Origin of the sequence: Gordonia sp. L191 (assembly GCF_030077625.1) — a bacterium.
Classification (GTDB): Bacteria; Actinomycetota; Actinomycetes; order Mycobacteriales; family Mycobacteriaceae; genus Gordonia; species Gordonia polyisoprenivorans_A.
Genome location: NZ_CP125996.1, coordinates 5387574 through 5404662, shown reverse-complemented (window position 1 = coordinate 5404662; position 17089 = coordinate 5387574). Strand labels below are relative to the sequence as shown.

The 17089-nt window shown below is 68.1% G+C and carries 14 protein-coding genes; 2 read left to right on the top strand and 12 right to left on the bottom strand.

Features of this window, described 5'->3' with window-relative positions; genetic code table 11:
• Positions 1-8: 8 nt before the first annotated feature.
• Together QNM97_RS24260 and QNM97_RS24255 are read right to left on the bottom strand one after the other, a co-directional pair.
• Entirely contained in the window at positions 9-1226 is a 1218-nt protein-coding gene (locus tag QNM97_RS24260) for an acyl-CoA dehydrogenase family protein (protein WP_283820678.1), read from the bottom strand.
• Positions 1223-2599: a 4-hydroxyphenylacetate 3-hydroxylase N-terminal domain-containing protein gene (locus QNM97_RS24255; protein ID WP_283820677.1), complete on the bottom strand. Its 1377-nt coding sequence runs from the start codon at positions 2597-2599 to the stop codon at positions 1223-1225. The genes QNM97_RS24260 and QNM97_RS24255 overlap by 4 nt, the downstream gene beginning before the upstream one ends.
• 140 nt (positions 2600-2739) lie before the next feature.
• Between QNM97_RS24255 and QNM97_RS24250 the strand changes: the two genes are divergently transcribed.
• Entirely contained in the window at positions 2740-3312 is a 573-nt protein-coding gene (locus QNM97_RS24250; protein WP_283820676.1) for a GNAT family N-acetyltransferase, read from the top strand.
• 257 nt (positions 3313-3569) lie between these two features.
• Here the strand turns inward: QNM97_RS24250 and QNM97_RS24245 are convergent, their stop codons facing one another.
• Positions 3570-4310, bottom strand: coding sequence for a DUF429 domain-containing protein (locus QNM97_RS24245; RefSeq protein WP_283820675.1), 741 nt, complete (start codon positions 4308-4310; stop codon positions 3570-3572).
• 23 nt (positions 4311-4333) lie between these two features.
• Positions 4334-5638: a TrpB-like pyridoxal phosphate-dependent enzyme gene (locus QNM97_RS24240; protein WP_283820674.1), complete on the bottom strand. Its 1305-nt coding sequence runs from the start codon at positions 5636-5638 to the stop codon at positions 4334-4336.
• A gap of 144 nt (positions 5639-5782) precedes the next feature.
• On the opposite strand from QNM97_RS24240, the gene QNM97_RS24235 reads away from it, so the two are divergent.
• Positions 5783-6166 (top strand): hypothetical protein, encoded by a 384-nt coding sequence (locus QNM97_RS24235; RefSeq protein WP_208793361.1) that lies wholly within the window; start codon positions 5783-5785, stop codon positions 6164-6166.
• Positions 6167-6290: 124 nt separating this feature from the next.
• Here the strand turns inward: QNM97_RS24235 and QNM97_RS24230 are convergent, their stop codons facing one another.
• From QNM97_RS24230 to dinB, 8 genes are all read right to left on the bottom strand, one after another.
• The gene (locus QNM97_RS24230; protein WP_283820673.1) at positions 6291-8714 is read right to left on the bottom strand and encodes a phosphoketolase family protein; all 2424 of its coding nucleotides are present in this window, start codon (positions 8712-8714) and stop codon (positions 6291-6293) included.
• A gap of 125 nt (positions 8715-8839) precedes the next feature.
• Positions 8840-9850 carry a HEAT repeat domain-containing protein gene (locus QNM97_RS24225; protein ID WP_283820672.1) on the bottom strand — a complete coding sequence of 337 codons (1011 nt, stop codon included), beginning with the start codon at positions 9848-9850 and terminating at the stop codon, positions 8840-8842.
• Entirely contained in the window at positions 9837-10433 is a 597-nt protein-coding gene (locus QNM97_RS24220) for a HEAT repeat domain-containing protein (protein WP_283820671.1), read from the bottom strand. The genes QNM97_RS24225 and QNM97_RS24220 overlap by 14 nt, the downstream gene beginning before the upstream one ends.
• Before the next feature lie 134 nt (positions 10434-10567).
• Complete coding sequence (locus QNM97_RS24215; RefSeq protein ID WP_283820670.1) at positions 10568-11626, bottom strand: FUSC family protein; 1059 nt, start codon at positions 11624-11626, stop codon at positions 10568-10570.
• A 39-nt stretch (positions 11627-11665) separates the two neighbouring features.
• Entirely contained in the window at positions 11666-12352 is a 687-nt protein-coding gene (locus QNM97_RS24210; RefSeq protein ID WP_283820669.1) for a response regulator, read from the bottom strand.
• Positions 12349-14010 carry an ATP-binding protein gene (locus tag QNM97_RS24205; protein ID WP_283820668.1) on the bottom strand — a complete coding sequence of 554 codons (1662 nt, stop codon included), beginning with the start codon at positions 14008-14010 and terminating at the stop codon, positions 12349-12351. The genes QNM97_RS24210 and QNM97_RS24205 overlap by 4 nt, the downstream gene beginning before the upstream one ends.
• Positions 14011-14081: 71 nt before the next feature.
• Positions 14082-15584 (bottom strand): CitMHS family transporter, encoded by a 1503-nt coding sequence (locus tag QNM97_RS24200; RefSeq protein WP_283820667.1) that lies wholly within the window; start codon positions 15582-15584, stop codon positions 14082-14084.
• 139 nt (positions 15585-15723) lie between these two features.
• Positions 15724-16932 carry a DNA polymerase IV gene (gene dinB / locus QNM97_RS24195; protein ID WP_283820666.1) on the bottom strand — a complete coding sequence of 403 codons (1209 nt, stop codon included), beginning with the start codon at positions 16930-16932 and terminating at the stop codon, positions 15724-15726.
• Between the last annotated feature and the right edge of the window lie 157 nt (positions 16933-17089).

Below are 17089 nucleotides of genomic sequence, written 5' to 3'. Positions count from 1 at the left end.
GCCGGAAATTATCGGCGGGGCAACCCGAGTCCGCGTTGGGCGATCACAGAGAGCTGGATCTCGTCGGTGCCGCCGGCCAGGTGCAGGGCGGGGACGCCGAGGATGAATTCCGACCACGCGAAGGTGTCGGGGTCACCGTTGTCGACGAATGCCCGTTCCCCGAGCACTTCGGTTGCCAGACGGGCGATCTCATCGGCGGCGCGGACCATCAGCAACTTGAGCACCGATCCGCTGACCGGCGCCATCCGGTGGCTCCACGATCCGGGGCTGAGCCCGGCCGCGGCACGCATGGCGGTCACTGCGGTTACGGTACGCGCGATCTGCGGCCGATGGACCGGATCCGACTCGGCGTCGAGGCGGCGCACCAACTCGACGAGCCGCGCCATCACGACCGGCGTCAGCGGGCCACCGGGTCCGCTCATCGTCGACCGCTCGCTACCCAGGCTCGTCGACGCCACCGCCCAGCCCTCACCGATCCCGCCGATCCGGCGGCTGTCGGAGACCCGGACGCCGTCGAGAAAGACCTCGTTGAACGCCGCACCACCGGTCATCTGCCGGATCGGACGCACCGTGATGCCGGGCGCATGCATGTCGAGCAGGAACATGGTGAGGCCGGCATGTTTGGGCGCCTCGGGATCGGTGCGCACCAGGGCCTCGCCGACGTCGGCGAGATGGCCCATCGAGGTCCACACCTTCTGACCGGTGATCACCCAGTCGTCACCGTCACGCACCCCACGGGTGGTCACCGACGCGAGGTCCGATCCGGCGCCGGGCTCGCTGAACAGCTGGCAGCCGATCAGATCGCCCCGGAACAGCGCGGGCAGCACGGAGTCGCGCCAGTGCGCGGGCGCGTGTCGGAGCAGGGCCGGAGCGACGATGTTCAATCCGACGAAAAGTGCTTCGCGGGACGGGAATCCGAGCTCGTCGAGGACGTTCTCCAAGATCTCGTCGTGTGCCGCGGACAGCCCGAGGCCGCCGAGTTCGACCGGACCGCCGGGCCACGCGACACCCGCGTCGAACAGCGCGCCCTGCAGTCGGCGCATCCGCGCGACCACCTCCTCGTGACCCGCGCGAAGCTCTTCTACCGCCGCGATCCGATCTCCTCCGGATTCACCGGCGTCGGGGTCTTCGACCGCAGAACAGAACTCACCGGTCATGTCTGCGAGACGACGCCGCAGATATCGGGCGAAGGCGTCGAGCCCCGTGGGAATCCCGTTGAGCGTCATGCCAATCCCGCGAGCTCCAGAGCCGCGCGCTTGGCCTTGTCCATGTTGTAGTGTTTGCGCGCCACCAGACGTTGCGCGTACAGCCCGCCGCCGGACTGCAGCATCGTCACCAGCTGCCAGCCACCGTAGGCGTCGGCGGTGAAGTCGCGGATGGCGTGGAACAGTCTGGTGCGGTAATCGCCGTCGATGCCAGCCTTGGTGCGCATGTACTTCTTGATCAGCGGGCCCACCTCGTCGTTGTCGAGGTCGGCGGTCGACGGTGCGGTGAGAATCGAGCCGCCGCCGATGTCATGGAGATGTCGGACCATCAGGCTGTAATCGGCTGCGGCGTAATGCTTCGCGGCATTGGTGTAGAGCTCGCTCGGGAAGTACCAGCCCTCCGGGCTCTCCTCGGCGTTGGCGATCGCCGCCTCGAGGCCGGACCGGACCATGGTGGCGTAGATGACCATTTCGGCGATCTTCTCGCGAATGTGGTTGATGCGTTCGGTGCCGTTGGCCTCGGCGATCAGCTGCGCCAGCCCGACGAGTTGATCGGCGAACTCCGACATGTGGGCGGTTCCGCCGAGACGCTCCCACAGTCCGAGCGCGTGGGCGAAGGTCGCCGAATGGCCGACCTGACCGTCGAGAAAGACCCGCTCGGCGGGGACGAAGACATCGTCGAAGATGATGAAGCCCTCGGGCATATTGTGTTTCGCGCTGACCGGGAAGTCGCCCTCGCGCTCACGGGGCGCGTAGCTGGTGTTCACGATGCGCACGCCCGGCGCGTTGACCGGCACCGCGCACGCGATCGCGTAATCCTCCTCGCCCGGTTTCATGTTCTTGGTCGGCATGACGACGAGTTCGTGACAGACCGCCGCCGACGAGATGTGCAGTTTGGCGCCACGGATGACGACGCCGTCGGGGCGGCGCTCGACGATCCGCGTGTAGACGTCGGGATCGTCCTGCGCCCCCGGCGGCAGCCGACGGTCGCCCTTGGCGTCGGTGATGGCCTGCACGCAGCGCAGGTCGTTGCGCCGGCAGTAGTCGAAGTAGTCCTCGATGCGTGCGGACGCCTCGGGGTGATCGGCGCGCATGCGGGCGGCCGCGGTCAGCAGCGCGAGCAGGCCCTGGCTGGTGGTGACGGTGACCATGTCCCAGTGCAGCAGGTCCGACAGCAATTCCTTGAGTTGGGCAGGGCTGCGCGGGATGTCGAAGTACGGACCGCTCGCATCATCGCCCGGCCGGTAGTGGTCGGCGTAACCCTGGCCCACGAGTTCGATGGCGGTGGCGAATTGCGGGTGCCGGGAGAGGTCCTTGACCTGCTCTCCCTCCGCGAAGATCCGGCGACCGTCGTCGAGGGACGCGACATAGGAGCCCCTGGTCATCATCGCCATGTGAGGCCTCTTTCGGGGTGAGGGGATCGGGCGCGCGAGTTCGGCTCGACTTTTCTGATGCTAGATTCAGATTCAGAAATATACAAGCGATTGTATGCCGGCCGTTGCATCTGCACGCCGAGTGGGTGAGGCTGGTTGTCATGACCGTGCAGGTACGCCCGGCGACGCATTTCGACGACGTTGCCACCATGGTCGGGCCGAAGCGTCCCGACGCCAACGTCTGCTGGTGCCTGAGCTATCGAATCCCCAACGCCCTGAACCGCACCCTGGCGAAGCAGGAGCGTGGAGGATACGTCCGGAAACTGTGTGCCGCCGATCCCCCGCCGGGTGTTCTTGCCTACCTCGACGACGAGGTGGTCGGCTGGGCCGCTATCGCACCTCGCGCGGAGACCACCTTCGCGACGAACCGCAGGATCCCCCACGTCGACGACCTCGACGTCTGGTCACTGTGGTGTATACGAATCCGGCCGGGTCACCGCAAGACCGGGCTTGTGCACCCCCTCATCGCCGGTGCCGTCGAGTTCGCACGGGATCGGGGAGCACCCGCTGTCGAGGCGTACCCCGTGGACAACCGCGGCGAACGTGTCGATCTCACGATGGCCTACGTCGGCACCCGCGCCATGTTCGAGACCGCCGGGTTCGTCAAGGCTTCCGACACGACGTCGGTGCTCAACGGCTTTCCGCGGATCATCATGCGCTTGCCGCTGGGGTGAGGGTGCGCGCTGGCCCGGATACTTTTCGGCACAAGGGGTCTCGAGGCTCCGTCGCTATCGCTCCTACGCACCTCGACCACCGGGAGGACAGCCCCGCCGCTGGGGTGAAGGTGCACCTCGACCACCGGGAGGACAGCTCCATCGCTGGAGTGAAGGTGCACCTCGACCACCGGAAGGAAGGCCTCCCCACCCGATGGTCGAGGTGCGAGCCGCGTGCGGCGAGCCTCGAGACCGCTTGCCACGGTGCTGGTTCCAGCTCACCGCGACCAGCGCAGCGCATCCAGCGAGCAGTCGGGGACGTGAATCCAGCCCTCCCGCAGCGTCACCGACCTGTCGGCCTCGTCCGGCAGACGAGTGTGCCCCAGCTGCGCGGCTCGAGCGATGAGTGCGGTGACGACGGCGTCGAAGGCGTTGTCGTCACGGCACATGAGCGCGTAATGATCGCCGAGGTCGAGCCACCCGGCCGCGTCCTGCAGCGCCGACACGAGATCAGCCAGCGACTCCCGGTTACCCGCCCGCTTGTAGCCGCGGGATCGCAGGCCCCAATGCCGCAGAGCGCCTGCGGGATACGCCTCCACCGCCCAGCCGTCCACACGATCGACGACGCCGAGGTCGGCCAGTAGCCCGGCGCAGCGGAACGCGACATGGGCGATCTGATCGGCGGACACGCTCAACGGTCGCCCCAGTCCGTGCTCGACGAGAAACCGGTCGGTGCGCCGAAATGCCAAGGGACGTCGGCGGTCGATGGCGTCGAGCCCGCTGCCGGTCGGCGTCGATCCTCGGTGGTGGGCGACGACGAAGTCGACGAACTCCTCCGGCCACCCGAACGGCGAATCGATCCCCACCCGCGCAGACCCGGCCACCAGGGCCCGGATCGTCGCATCGCCGGCGGGGGTCACCAGCTCGACCAGCCGCGCAATGCCTGCCGACCAGTCGATCACCGCGACCGCGGTCGATGCCGGTGCAGCCGCGAGATCGACTCCGGCAGTGCGTGTCACCCGCGTGACCGGTCGAGAGGCACTCAGGCCATCGCGCCGTCGAGGAACTCCGCGTAGGCGGGCAGATCGAGCTGACCGTGGCCCGACAATCCGATGACGACGACCTGCTCGGTGGGATCGTCGGCGACGTGGGCCGCGGCTGCGGCGATGGCATGCGTCGACTCCGGCGCGGGCACGATGCCCTGCGTCCGCGCGAACTGGACGCCGGCCTCGAAGGCCTTGCGCTGGGCGATGGCGATGCCCTGCACGAGTCCGAGTTCGACGGTGTGGCTCAGCGCGGGTGCCATGCCGTGGTAGCGCAAGCCACCGGCATGGATCGGGTCCGGCACGAAATCCATTCCGAGCGTGTGCATCTTGAGCAGCGGGGTCAGCCCGGCGACGTCACCGTGGTCGTACCGGTACTCACCCTGCGTGATCGACGGGCAGGCGGCGGGTTCGGCGGCAACGATCCGCGGATTCGACCGTCCGGCCAACTTCTCCCGCAGGAACGGGAACGAGAGACCGGCGAGGTTCGATCCGCCTCCGGCGCAACCGAAGACGACGTCGGCGCCGCCCGGCTCGACGCCGGCGAGCTGCTCGACGGCCTCCTGGCCGATGACACTCTGGTGGAGCACAACGTGATTGAGGACGCTGCCGAGCGCATACCGGGTGTCGTCGTGGGTCGCGGCGACCTCGACGGCCTCGCTGACCGCCATCCCCAGGCTCCCGGTGGTGTTCGGGTCCTTGGCGAGCATCGCGCGGCCGGCCTCGGTGAGGTCGGACGGACTCGGGTGCACCGTCCCTCCGTAGGTCCGCATCAAATATCCGCGGTACGGCTTGGAATCGTAGGACGCGCGCACCTGCCACACCTCGACGCCGATGCCGAACTGCGCTCCGGCGAAGGCCAGCGCACTACCCCACTGGCCCGCCCCGGTTTCTGTCGTCAGCTTGCGCACTCCGTCGACGGAGTTGTAATAGGCCTGCGCGACAGCCGAATTGGTCTTGTGACTGCCGACCGGACTGACGCCCTCGTACTTGACGTAGATCCGCGCACCGGTGTTCAGCGACTCCTCGAACCGTCGCGCCCGGATCAGCGGCGACGGCCGCCACATCCGGTAGATCTCCCGGACCGGCTCGGGGATCTCGATGTAGGGCTCGGTCGATACCTCTTGAGCGATCAGTCCTGCCGGGAAGAGTGCGGCGAGATCGTCGGGACCGACCGGCTCCTTGGTGCCCGGGTGCAGGTGCGGCGGGATCGGCTCGTCGAGCTCGGCTGCCAGGTTATACCAGTGCGTCGGCACGTCCACGGTGATCAGATCTGGGCTGGTGGCATCCACGTGCGTCGTCATGGCTGACAACTGTAGCGGGCCCGCACACGGCGAGTTGCCGGGTCGCCGCACCCAATCTGCGAGATTGCGGAGAGTTTGCTATGTTCAATTCTCGATCATCGGTACTCACACACGGAGTACTCACGACAAGGGGAGGTTGTTGAAGTGCGCAAGAAACTCGTAGGTCTCCTGGTGGCGCTGGCTGCCGTGACCGGGCTGCTTTTCATCGGGGGCGGGCACGCGAGTGCGGCCGACGTTCGGGACACACCGACAAAGGTGTGGGTGGGTTTCACCCCCGCCGAAACCAAGCAGATCGCGGCCAGCGGCGTCGAGTCGATCTTCGACACCCCGCAGCTGCGCCCGTACTGGTACGCCAATCCGGACCGCGACTCCCGGTACAAGACGTTCTACGTCCCGGGTAAGGGCTACGTCGTCTACACCAGCGCCCAGGCGATGGTGAGGGAGGCCGCAAGCCACCCCAACGGCCGAGTCTGGGTGTCGTACAACAAGACACTGCCCAAGCCGCTGACCTTGTGGACCGAGTTCTGATCCGGTGACGTTCTGATCCACTGACGCTCGGATCCACTGACGCTCGGATCCACTAACGGGCAACGGCACCCGGCGAGACGTTCGCCGGGTGCCGTTGTCGTCTCCGAAGAGGGCACGTCCGAGATCAGCTCCAGGTCCAGTCCCGGACCTCGGGGAGGTCTTCGAAGTGCTCGCGCACGTAGTCGGCGTGCCGGGCCAGTTGTGTGCGGCAGTACTCGGCGAGTTCGGCGCCCTTCTCCGGGGCGCGTCGCGAGCGGCGCAGCGCCTCGAGGACCAGGTGATAGCGACTCATCTTGTTGAGCACCACCATGTCGAACGGCGTTGTCGTGGTGCCCTGTTCGGAGAATCCGCGGACGTGGAACCGTCCGGGATGGGTGCGGCCGTGCACGAGTTGATGGACCGCGCGCGGGTAGCCGTGGAAGGCGAAGACGACGTCGGTGTCGCGGGTGAACAGGTCGATGAATTTCTCCTCGGACAAGCCGTGCGGATGATCGTTCTGCGGCAGCAGCACCATCAGGTCCATCACGTTGACCACCCGCGTGCGCAGATAAGGCACCCACTCCCGGAGCAACTGCGCGGCCGCGAGGATCTCCTGGGTCGGGACGTCCCCGGCGGCGGCGAGTACCACGTCCGGCGGTGCGGCGTCGTCGAACCCGTCGTCGGCGGACTCGGTGCCGGCCCACTCCCAGATCGAGGCGCCCGCCGCGGCCTGCTCGTTGGCCTCCTCGAGCGTCAGGTATTGCAGATGCGGCTGTTTGTCGACGACGAGGACGTTGACGTGATCGCGGCTGCGGAAGCAGTGATCGGCGATCGACAGCAGCGAGTTGGAGTCCGGCGGCAACCACACCCGCACGACCCCCGGCGACAGCGGCAACACCAGGTCGATGAGCCCGGGACCCTGATGGGAGAAGCCGTTGTGGTCGTTGCGCCAGCACGTGGACGTCAGCAGGATGTTGAGCGAGGCGACCGGCTCGCGCCACGGGAGTTCGGCGGCGTGTTGGAGCCACTTGGTGTGCTGCACGACCATCGACGCGCTCACCATCGCGAACGCCTCGTAGGTCGCGAACAATCCGTGCCGCCCCGACAGCGTGTAGCCCTCGAGCCAGCCCTGACACAGGTGCTCGCTGAGAACCTCCATCACCCGCCCGGACGCCGAGAGCCCGTCGTCGAACTCGGTGGTCGGGAGTTGCCAGCACCGGTCGGTGGCCTCGAAGACCGCGCCGAGGCGGTTGCTCGACGTCTCGTCCGGACAGAACAACCGGAAGTTGCCGCCGTCGTCGGGAGTCCCGTTCTCCCGGTAGATGTCGCGCATGAACTCGCCGAGCACGCGCGTGGTCTCGTGCAGGACGACGCCCGGCGAGTCGATGTCGAGGGCGTAGGACGAGATCGGTGGCAGACGGAGGGGGCGGAGCAGGCGGCCCCCGTTGGCGTACGGGGTGGCGCCCATCCGCAGATCGCCCTTCGGTGCGAGCGCGCGGATGGAGTCGACGACGCCGCCGTCCTCGTTGAACAGCTCCTCGGGCTTGTAGGACCGTAGCCAGTCGGAGAGGATCGCCAGATGTTCCGGGTTCTCCCGGACCCCCGACAGCGGCACCTGATGCGCCCAGTGCGTGCCCTCGATCTTCTTGCCGTCCACGAACTTCGGGCCGGTCCAGCCCTTCGGCGTCCGCAACACGATCGCCGGCCATGCGGTGTCCGGGCGCGGGCCGTCGCCGCGCGCGGCGGCCTGGATCTCCCGGATCGTGCGATAGGAGTCCACCAGCGCCGTGTGCAAGGCGGGGAACACCTCCCGCGGGTCCTCGCCCTCCACGAACACCGGACGCCACCCCTGCCCACTGAGGTAATCGCTGATCTCGGCGTCGGTGCTGCGACCGAGGACGGTGGGCCCGGCGATCTTCGCCCCGTTGAGATGCAGGATCGGCAACACCGCACCGTCGCGGGCCGGGTTGAGGAAGGCCGGAATCTTCCACGACCCCGACAACGGACCCGTTTCGGCCTCACCGTCACCGACCACCGCGGCGACGATCAGGTCGGGATGGTCGTAGGCCGCACCTGCGGCGTGCACGAGCGCGTAGCCGAGCTCGCCGCCCTCGTGGATGCTCCCCGGCGTCTGCACGCTGACGTGGCTGGGGATGCCACCGGGCGTCGAGAACTGCCTGCACAGTGCGCGTACGCCGGCGGCATCGAGGGAAACGTGCGGATAGATCTCGGTATAGGTGCCCTCGAGATATGTGTTGGCCACCAATGCCGGACCGCCATGCCCGGGTCCGGTGATATACAACCATTCCGACCCGGTGTCATTGATGATTCGATTGAGCACCGTGTAAATCGCCGACAATCCCGGGCTGGTGCCCCAATGGCCCAGCAACCGTGGTTTGATGTGGTCGACGGTCAGCGGCTCGGTCAGTAAAACGTTGTCCTGCAAGTAGATCTGCGCGATGTTGAGGTAGTTGGCGGCGGCCCACCAGCGCAGGTCTGCGTCGATGTCGGCGTCGTCGTAGCTGCTTTCGTCCTGGGGACGGTGGGCAATTCCGGTGCTGTGGGACATCGTGGGGCCTCTCACGGGCGTTGGGTGATTTCCGCAGTTCCTCCTCCATTCATACGTGCCGGGAGCGACCGCGTCAGCCGGAAACGACAAAACGCCGAGACACGACCCATTCGGTCACCGGGTGGTCACCGACCGATAACCCTTGGGCCCACATCCCTGGCGCGCAGCACCGCCGTGGCCGTGGCCGCGACGGTGGGGTCGTCGTCGGCGGCCATCTCTTCCAGCAGACGCTGCCCGTCCACGCCGGGAATCTCGGCGAGTGCCTGGACAATTCGCAATCGCACAGCCGGATCGGCGGCGTCGAGATGAGGACGGAGCCGGGCCAGGACGCGACCCGAGCCTCCTCGCTCGGCGAGGACGCCGAGGTACTCGGCGGCCTCGACGTCGCGCCGCCCGGCGACGATCATCGCGACCAGCGGATCGATCGACTCCGCCGAACCCCGCGCGGCCAACGCCGTCGCGGCACGATCGCGCACGTCGTCGTCGGCATCGGCGAGTGCGGGCAGAAGGATCGTGGCGGTCCGCTCGGAGTCGATGGCGGTGACGGCCTCGACGGCGCGCAGCCGTACCCGCGGATCGGCTGCGGCCAGGCCGTCGGCGAGGTGGTCGAGTGCGGCGTCACCGGCACGCGCCAACGACCACCGTAATGCCCCGAACACATTCGGATCATCCTCGGCCAGAGCAGCTTTCGCCAACTCTTCGATCGGCAGACGGGTGTCGTCGCCACTGAGTGCGGCCCGGATACGCTGCACGCCCGATGGTGACTGCAACGCGCGCAGCATCGCGACCGCGTCGAGCACGTCGGCCCACTGCGTGGGCGCGGTGGCGGCGACGCGCTGCAGTCGAGCCAGCAGTTCCTGCTCGGCGGCGATCCGGTCCCGGGTCCGGTCGATGAGGTCCTCCACCACCTGCATCGGCTCGTAGGCCGCCTCGTCGAGCGCGGCGCCGACCTCCGGCAGCGTGAGGCCCAGCGTGCGCAGACTCTCCACCTCGAACAACCGGCGAACGTCGGCGTCGGAGTACTCGCGGTAGCCGCCCGATGTCCGCCCGGTGGGGGTCACCAGCCCGAGTCGGTCGTAGTGACGCAGCATGCGGGTGGAGACCCCCGAACGGCGGGCGAGTTCACCGATGAGCATCGGCGAACCCCGAGTCGGGATCGTCGAACAACCGGATCGTCGCCGCGGCGTGGTCGGCGACGGCGGCGACCGGATGCGTCAGCCGCGCTTGCGCGACGTCGCGCCCGGGCTGTCCGAGCCCGATGAGAGCCCGGCTCAGACTCCGGCGCACCTCGTCGGTGCGCCGTCCGAACTCGGTGGCCAGATCCGCGGCAAGGCTGTCAACGGCGTCGGCGGGAACGAGCGCGACGGCCGCACGCCACGCGGTTCGCGCCACCTCGTCGTCGTCCTCATGCAGCATGGTCGACACGAACGGCCATGCCCGGTTATCCCCGATCTTCGAAAGGGAATGCAGTGCTTGGCTTCTCGCCTGAACGATGTCGGAGTCGAGTTCCTTGAGCAGCTTCGGCACCGTGACGTCGGCGGGCTGGCGGCACAGCGCCCACGTCAGCATGTCGCGGACGAAGAAGTCCGGCTCGATCGCACTCCGCGCGATCAGACGGTCGGTCACCTCCTCGGCGTCGAGATCGGCTCCGGCCGTACCCACCGCCATCGCCGCGCGCAGACGTACCGACTGATCGGGGTGCTCGAGTGCTTGCCACATCGTCCACCACCTCCTTTCCCCGTCCACTCCACACCTTGTCACCGTGTCAAGGTCAAGTCGTGGTGGCCGGCCCGCGGCGTTGGGTCACGCGTTGTCCTTGCTGCCTGGGTCAGGCGTTGTCCTTGCTGCCTGGGTCAGGCGTTGTCCTTGCTGCCTGCCCAGATCAGATAACCGAAGACGACGGCGATCACCGCGCCGGCGAGGGTGTCGAGAAGCCGGATCTCCGGACCGAGGGCATCCGGGGCGCCCACCGACGCGGACAACAGTGCCGAGAGGGTGATGCCGACGACTCGGAGCCCGTACAACTTGGGTCCGGTGAGCACGGCGAAGGCCAGCCCGACCGACGCCGCCACCGCGACCACGACGCCGCTGGGCCAGATCGCGACCACGGCGGCGGCCACCGCGGCACCGATCACCGTGCCCGCCACCCGGTTCACCGTTCGCCCGACCACCGAACCGTACTCGGGCCGGACGATGACAGCCACTGTCAGCGGCAACCAGAACCCGTGCTGCGGGGCGTGTACAGCGACGGTGATCGCGGTGGCAACACCGAGGCACAGCGCCGTCCGAACACTGTTGTGGACCGCTGCCGGGGTGCGCATCCTGTTCAGGACCCGAACGGCATCGCCTCTGATCGAGTGCGGCTGCGTGTCGGTCGTCGTGGCGAGCGGAGATCGTCGGAGGCCGGCCCGGAACGGCCACTCGGCGAAGTCGGCCACGCCGACCACCAATGCGCCGACGAGGTACCACACCGCCTGGTTCAGCGGGCTCAGCCCCGAACCACCGAACTGGCCGTAGGCGACACCGATACTGAGCATCATCCCGAAGGCGGGTCCGCCTGGCCCGACGACGCCGACCAGCCCCGACACCGCTGCGGCCACCACCGCGACGAGGATGATCGGCAGCACGCCGTGGCCGGTCGTCGAGCCACCGACGACGATCCCCACCGCGGCACCCGCAGACGCCGCCGCGAGCACGGTGAACCGGACCCGGTAGCTTTCGCCGATCACGAACGCCACCGAACACGCGGCGCCGAGATAGGCGACCCCCAGCCTGGCCCAGTCGCCGAGCAGCACACCGAGTATCAGGAGGGTGCCGCCAGCCGCGAGCGCGCGTAGCGCACCCGCCGTGTCCAGCGGGGCGTCCGACATCTGAAATGCCGACAACGCACTCGACTCCCGAAACCTTCGCACGAAGCCATCATCGCCTGTGTGAGGTTGCAAGCGGGCTGATCACGTGCGCGGCTTGCGATACTCCTGCCGTGGGCGTCCGGTGCCGCCGTACTGCAATGACATGACCAACCGTCCCGCCGACACCAGCGCCGCGAGGTGCCGGCGGGCGGTGGCCGCCGAGATGCCGATGGCGTCGGAGACCTGGTCGGCGAACAACCCCTCGTCGGTGTCGGCGAACAACTCGAGGATCCGCTGCTCGGTCGGCGAGGCGCCCGAGGACCGCTCGGCGGGCGCCGTCCCGAACCGCAGCCCCGACAACGCCGCATCGACCTGCGCCTGGTCGACCCGAGGCGCGTCGAGCACCCGCCTATAGTGCGCGTAACCGGCCAGGCGACGCGCCAACTCGGTGTCGGCGAAGGGTTTGATCAGATAGGCCAACGCACCCCCGCGGGTGGCCGCGCGCACCGCCCGCGCGTCGGTCTCGGCGCCGACGATGAAACAGTCACAACGCAATTCGGCAAGCAGGTCGATGCCGGAACCGTCGGGCAGGTAGACATCGAGCAACACCAGCTCGATGTCGGGGTGTTCGGCGAGCGCGGTGCGCGCCTGCGCCAGAGTCCCGGCGCGGGCGACCACCCGGAATCCGCGGACCGCCGTGACGATCGCGGAATGCAATGCGGCAACCCGGAAGTCGTCGTCGACGATCAGCACGCCGTGGCCGTCGGTGCTTGGCGTCTCGCCTGTCATGACCGGTCTCCCTCCTCGATGACGCCCGGTAGCCGGGCCACGAATACCGCACCGCCGCGCCCGGTTCCGCCCGGCTCGGCGATGGTCACGTCACCGCCGATTCGCCGTGCGAGTTGCCGGACGATCGACATGCCCATTCCCCGGCCGCCGGGGACGGCAGGGTCGGTCTTGGTGGTGACGCCCTCGGTGAAGATCTCCGCCGGATCGTCGAAAGCGATGCCCGGTCCCGAATCGGCCACCGTCACCAACAGTGTCGCTACTGTCGTACCGTCGTCGGCGCCCGTGCCCGGATCAGTCAGCAGTTCCACCTCCACCTCGGCCCCCTCGCCGCCGGCCCCCTCGCTGCCGGCCGCGGCGTCGATGGCGTTGTCGACGAGGTTGCCGACCACCGCGGTCACCGTGACCGCATCGGTGAGCGCGCCCGCCACCCACGTCTGAGGGCCGAGACGCAGGGTGACACCGCGTTCACGTGCATGACTGGCCTTGGCCTCGAGGAATGCCTGCAGGTGCGGTTCGTCGACGTTCTCGATGCCGTCGACGGTGCGTGCGTGCGGTCCGGTCAGATCGTCGAGGTAGGCCCGCGCCTCGTCGACGTTGTCGTGCCGCAACAATCCCGCGAGCACGTGCATGCGGTTGGCGGCCTCGTGGCGTTGCGCGCGCAAGGCCACACTCATCGCGCGTACGGCGTCGACCTCGCGGGTGAGTTCCTCGACGTCGGTGCGATCCACCACCGACAGCACCATGCCCAGGTCACGTCCGTCGGCGGTGACCCGATGGGACGACACGAGCACGATCCGATCCCCGACGGTGGCGGCGACCGGCTCAGGCGTCGGCGTTTCGACCACACCACGCACCCGGGGCGTCAGGCCGAGCGCGTCGACGGGCGTGCCCACCGGCGCGGACAACTCCAGCAGTCGGCGGGCGCGTTCGTTGGCGACCCGCAGCACGTTCGCGCTGTCGACGGCGAGGACACCGTCATCGAGCGAGTGCAGCACGGCCCGTTGCTCACGCACGAGTTCGGCGAGGTCGTCGGGCTCCAGTCCGAGGGTCAGGCGCCGCCATCGGCGGGCCAGCAGCACCGACCCCACCGCACCGACGGCGAGGGCCACGAGCGCGATGAGCCCGGTGGCGAGGATGTCGCGGCGGGTGTCGCGGGTGAGTTTCTGCGTCGAGACGCCGACACTGACCAGGCCGATCGGACGGGTCAGCCCGGGCTGCAGGATGGGCACCTTTGCGCGGACCGAGTCGCCCAGTGTTCCCCGATCGGTGGTGATGTCGATCTGGCCGGACAGCGCCCGGGACGGATCGGTGGAGACGTGCACTCCGACCTCGTCGATGTCGGGGTGGGCCAACCGGATTCCGTCGGCGTTGGCGATGACCACGAAGAGCGCACCGGTGCTGCGGGCCACGGCGGTCGCCTGGCGTTGCAGGGACGAGTTCACGAGTTCGGCTCGGTCGAGGTCGGTGCCCTGATGTGCGGCGACGGAGGCGACGACGTCGGGATCGTCGGCCATGGTCTGGGCGATGGCCAGGGCCCGTTGGGCGTATTCGTCGCGGACCCGGTCGTCGGATCCGTAGACCACGACGCCAAAACCGACGCCGAGGCTGACCGCGATGACGGCGAGTTGCAGGAGCAGTACCTGCGTTCGCAATCGCATGCGGTCAGCCTAGGCGTGGGAGGGATCGGCCGACAGGGAGATCCGGTTTGCGGCGACCCGGTCGGGGATCGTCAGAAGGGGATGGCGCCGAACAGGCAGCCGGCGAGGAGCATCACCAGCGAGACCACCGCCGCACGCCACAGCACCTTCTTGTGGTGATCGGCCAGTCCGACGCCGGCGAGCGCGACGAGCAACAGGATCGCCGGAACCAGCGGGCTCTGCATATGGAAGGTCTGACCGGTGATCGATGCGCGCGCCATCTCGGCGGGGTCGATGCCGTAGCGGGTGGCGGTCTCCGAAAGCACCGGCAGCACACCGAAGTAGAAGGCGTCGTTGGACATCAGGAAGGTCAGCGGGATCGACAGCACGCCGATGACCACGGCCATGTGCGGGCCCATCCAGGTCGGGATGCCGTCGGCCATCCAGTGCGCGATCGCATCGACCATGCCGGTTCCGCTGAACACGCCGGTCAACACCGCGGCGGCGAGCACCATCGCGACCACCGAGACGATGCTCGAGCTGTGCCGGGTGATGGCCTCCTGCTGGTCCTTGATGTGCGGGAAGTTCACCGCGAGAGCGATTCCGGCGAAGATCATGAACAGCACCGGGATGGCGACGACGTCCATGCCGAGGATCGCCAGCAGCGCCACGGTGAGTGCGGCGTTGATCCAGAACAGTTTGGGCCGCAGCGACTTCCGGTTCGGGTCGAGCACGCCGGTGAAGGAGGCCGTGGCGTCGGAGTCGTCGTGAGCTGCATCGTCGTGGGGTTGGGCGGGCAGGTCGCCGGTCAAGGCGGGGCCGGCCGAGTCGCCACCGGCGCCGGAACCGGTTGCCGCGCTGCTGGTTCCGCGACCGCGGAAGCGTCGACGGCCGGTGGGCGTGTCGGTGCCACTGCCACCGCCTGCTCCGGCGAGGACGAGTTCCTCGCTCGGGGCCAGCATCGAGTCCTTGATTTCCATGCGGCCGATGCGACGACGCTCGAGCACGCCGAGGTGGTAGGCGAACGCCAGAACGACGAGCATGCCGATAGCGAGTGCGGGCACCATCGGGAGAAAGACGTCGTTGGTGTCGATCTTGAGCGCACTGGCCGCGCGGGCTGTCGGCCCGCCCCACGGAAGGATGTTCATGGTGCCGTTGGCCAGGCCGGCGACGACGGTCAGAACCACCGGGGAGACACCGAGTTTCAGGTACAGCGGCAAGAGTGCCGCGGTGGTGATGATGAAGGTGGTCGATCCGTCGCCGTCGAGTGACACCACGGCCGCGAGGACCGCGGTACCGACGACGAGCCGGGCCGGATCGTTGCGCACCATGCGGACGATGAAGCGGATGATCGGGTCGAACAGGCCGACGTCGATCATGATGCCGAAGAAGATGATCGCGAAGAACAGCATCGCCGCGGTCGGGGCGAGCTCCTTGATGCCGTCCTTGATCATGTCGCTGATCCCGAGGCCCGCGCCGGCGAAGAGGCCGAAGGCGACGGGAACCAGGATCAGTGCGACAACGGGTGTCGCGCGTTTGGTGATGATGAGGAACATGAAGGTGGCGACCATCGCCAACCCGAGTGCTACCAACATTGCCTGAACTTTCTGCCGTGTTTCCCGACGACTCTGCGGTGTCGTCGGCTACACGAGGAGTCTGTGGGTAATGCGGATCACAGTCACTGTTGTGCTCGTAAGTCGTGTTTTGCGCATTTTGCGCACCGTGTCGTCCGGTTCAGTCGGGCAGCATCGGGGCGTCGTCGCCATGGTCGCGTCCGACGAGCACCGCGCGGGTGACGGAGTCCCGGCCGAAGCGGTTACGGAGTTCGTCCATCGTGGCGTCGAGTTCCGGCTGATGATCGTCGTCGAAGGGCAGGGTCATCTGCAGCGAGTCGGAGTCGTCGAGGCTGGCCAGCGACAGCCCGATCAGCGTGCACCCGCGTTCCCGGATGAGGGGCAGGGCGTCGTCGAACAACGCCCGGGCACAACCCATCAGTACCTGGGTGCGGTCGGTGGCCTCGGGCAGCGTGCGCGAGCGCGTGGCGCGGGAGAAGTCGTCGAAACGCAAGCGCAGCACCACGGTTCGGCAGACACGATCGGCGCCGCGCAGTCGCTTGCCGAGCCGTTCGACGATGGCGATGATCGTCGCCTCGATCTCAGCCTCGGGCCGGGGCCTGCGGCCGAGGGCCCGCTGTGAACCGATCGAGCTGCGCCGCCTGCCGGTCTCGACACGCCGCGGGTCCTGCGCGAGCGACAGGGCGAACAGGTGTCGGCCGGCGCCGGGACCGACGATGTGGCACAACGCCTTCTGGCCCAGACGCGCCATGTCACCGACCGTCGCGACCCCCGCGTCGGCGAGTTTGGCCTCCGTCACGGGACCGACACCCCAGAGCCGGCGGACCGGAAGCGGGTGCAGAAACGCCAGTTCGGTACCCGGCGCGACCTCGAGAAGCCCGTCGGGCTTGCCGACGGCGCTTGCCACCTTGGCGAGGAACTTCGTGCGCGCGAGACCGACCGTGATCGGTAAGCCGACCTCGGTGCGTACGCGGGACCGCAGGGTCTCGGCGATGGCGACCGGATCGCCGACGAGACGCCGGAGACCGGCCACATCGAGGAATGCCTCATCCACGGAGATCCCCTCGACGAGAGGCGTTGTGTCGCGGAAGATCTCGAAGACCGCTCGACTGGCCTCCATGTACGCCTCGAACCGAGGGCGTACCTCGATCGCATCGGGACACAGTGCCCGCGCCTCCCGGCCGGGCATCGGCGTCCGGACACCGCGCGCCTTCGCCTCGTAACTGGCGGCCAACACCACTCCACCACCGACGATGACCGGCCGACCCCGCAGCGCCGGATCGTCACGCTGCTCGACGGAGGCATAGAAGGAGTCCAGGTCGGCGTGGAGTATTGATGCCTCCCGTCTCGTCCCGCTGTCGATGCGCATCGGTCGAGCCCTTCTATCCGGCGCATACGCGCATCGAACGTATGGTCGAATACTACTTCAATTGTCAACGCGCTCCCCAACCACTGGTCGAAACGCATTCCCGCCCGGGTGGACGAGACGCTTCCCGATCGACGGCCGAGACGCTCCCCGATCGGTG

Excerpts from the sequence above, each read along its gene's own strand:
- QNM97_RS24210 (WP_283820669.1), bottom strand. The coding sequence starts at position 12,352 with ATGACAGGCGAGACGCCAAGCACCGACGGCCACGGCGTGCTGATCGTC.
- QNM97_RS24225 (WP_283820672.1), bottom strand. The coding sequence starts at position 9,850 with ATGCTCATCGGTGAACTCGCCCGCCGTTCGGGGGTCTCCACCCGCATG.
- QNM97_RS24240 (WP_283820674.1), bottom strand. The coding sequence starts at position 5,638 with ATGACGACGCACGTGGATGCCACCAGCCCAGATCTGATCACCGTGGAC.
- QNM97_RS24260 (WP_283820678.1), bottom strand. The coding sequence starts at position 1,226 with ATGACGCTCAACGGGATTCCCACGGGGCTCGACGCCTTCGCCCGATAT.
- QNM97_RS24230 (WP_283820673.1), bottom strand. The coding sequence starts at position 8,714 with ATGTCCCACAGCACCGGAATTGCCCACCGTCCCCAGGACGAAAGCAGC.
- QNM97_RS24255 (WP_283820677.1), bottom strand. The coding sequence starts at position 2,599 with ATGGCGATGATGACCAGGGGCTCCTATGTCGCGTCCCTCGACGACGGT.
- QNM97_RS24250 (WP_283820676.1), top strand. The coding sequence starts at position 2,740 with ATGACCGTGCAGGTACGCCCGGCGACGCATTTCGACGACGTTGCCACC.
- QNM97_RS24205 (WP_283820668.1), bottom strand. The coding sequence starts at position 14,010 with ATGCGATTGCGAACGCAGGTACTGCTCCTGCAACTCGCCGTCATCGCG.
- dinB (WP_283820666.1), bottom strand. The coding sequence starts at position 16,932 with ATGCGCATCGACAGCGGGACGAGACGGGAGGCATCAATACTCCACGCC.
- QNM97_RS24220 (WP_283820671.1), bottom strand. The coding sequence starts at position 10,433 with ATGTGGCAAGCACTCGAGCACCCCGATCAGTCGGTACGTCTGCGCGCG.
- QNM97_RS24200 (WP_283820667.1), bottom strand. The coding sequence starts at position 15,584 with ATGTTGGTAGCACTCGGGTTGGCGATGGTCGCCACCTTCATGTTCCTC.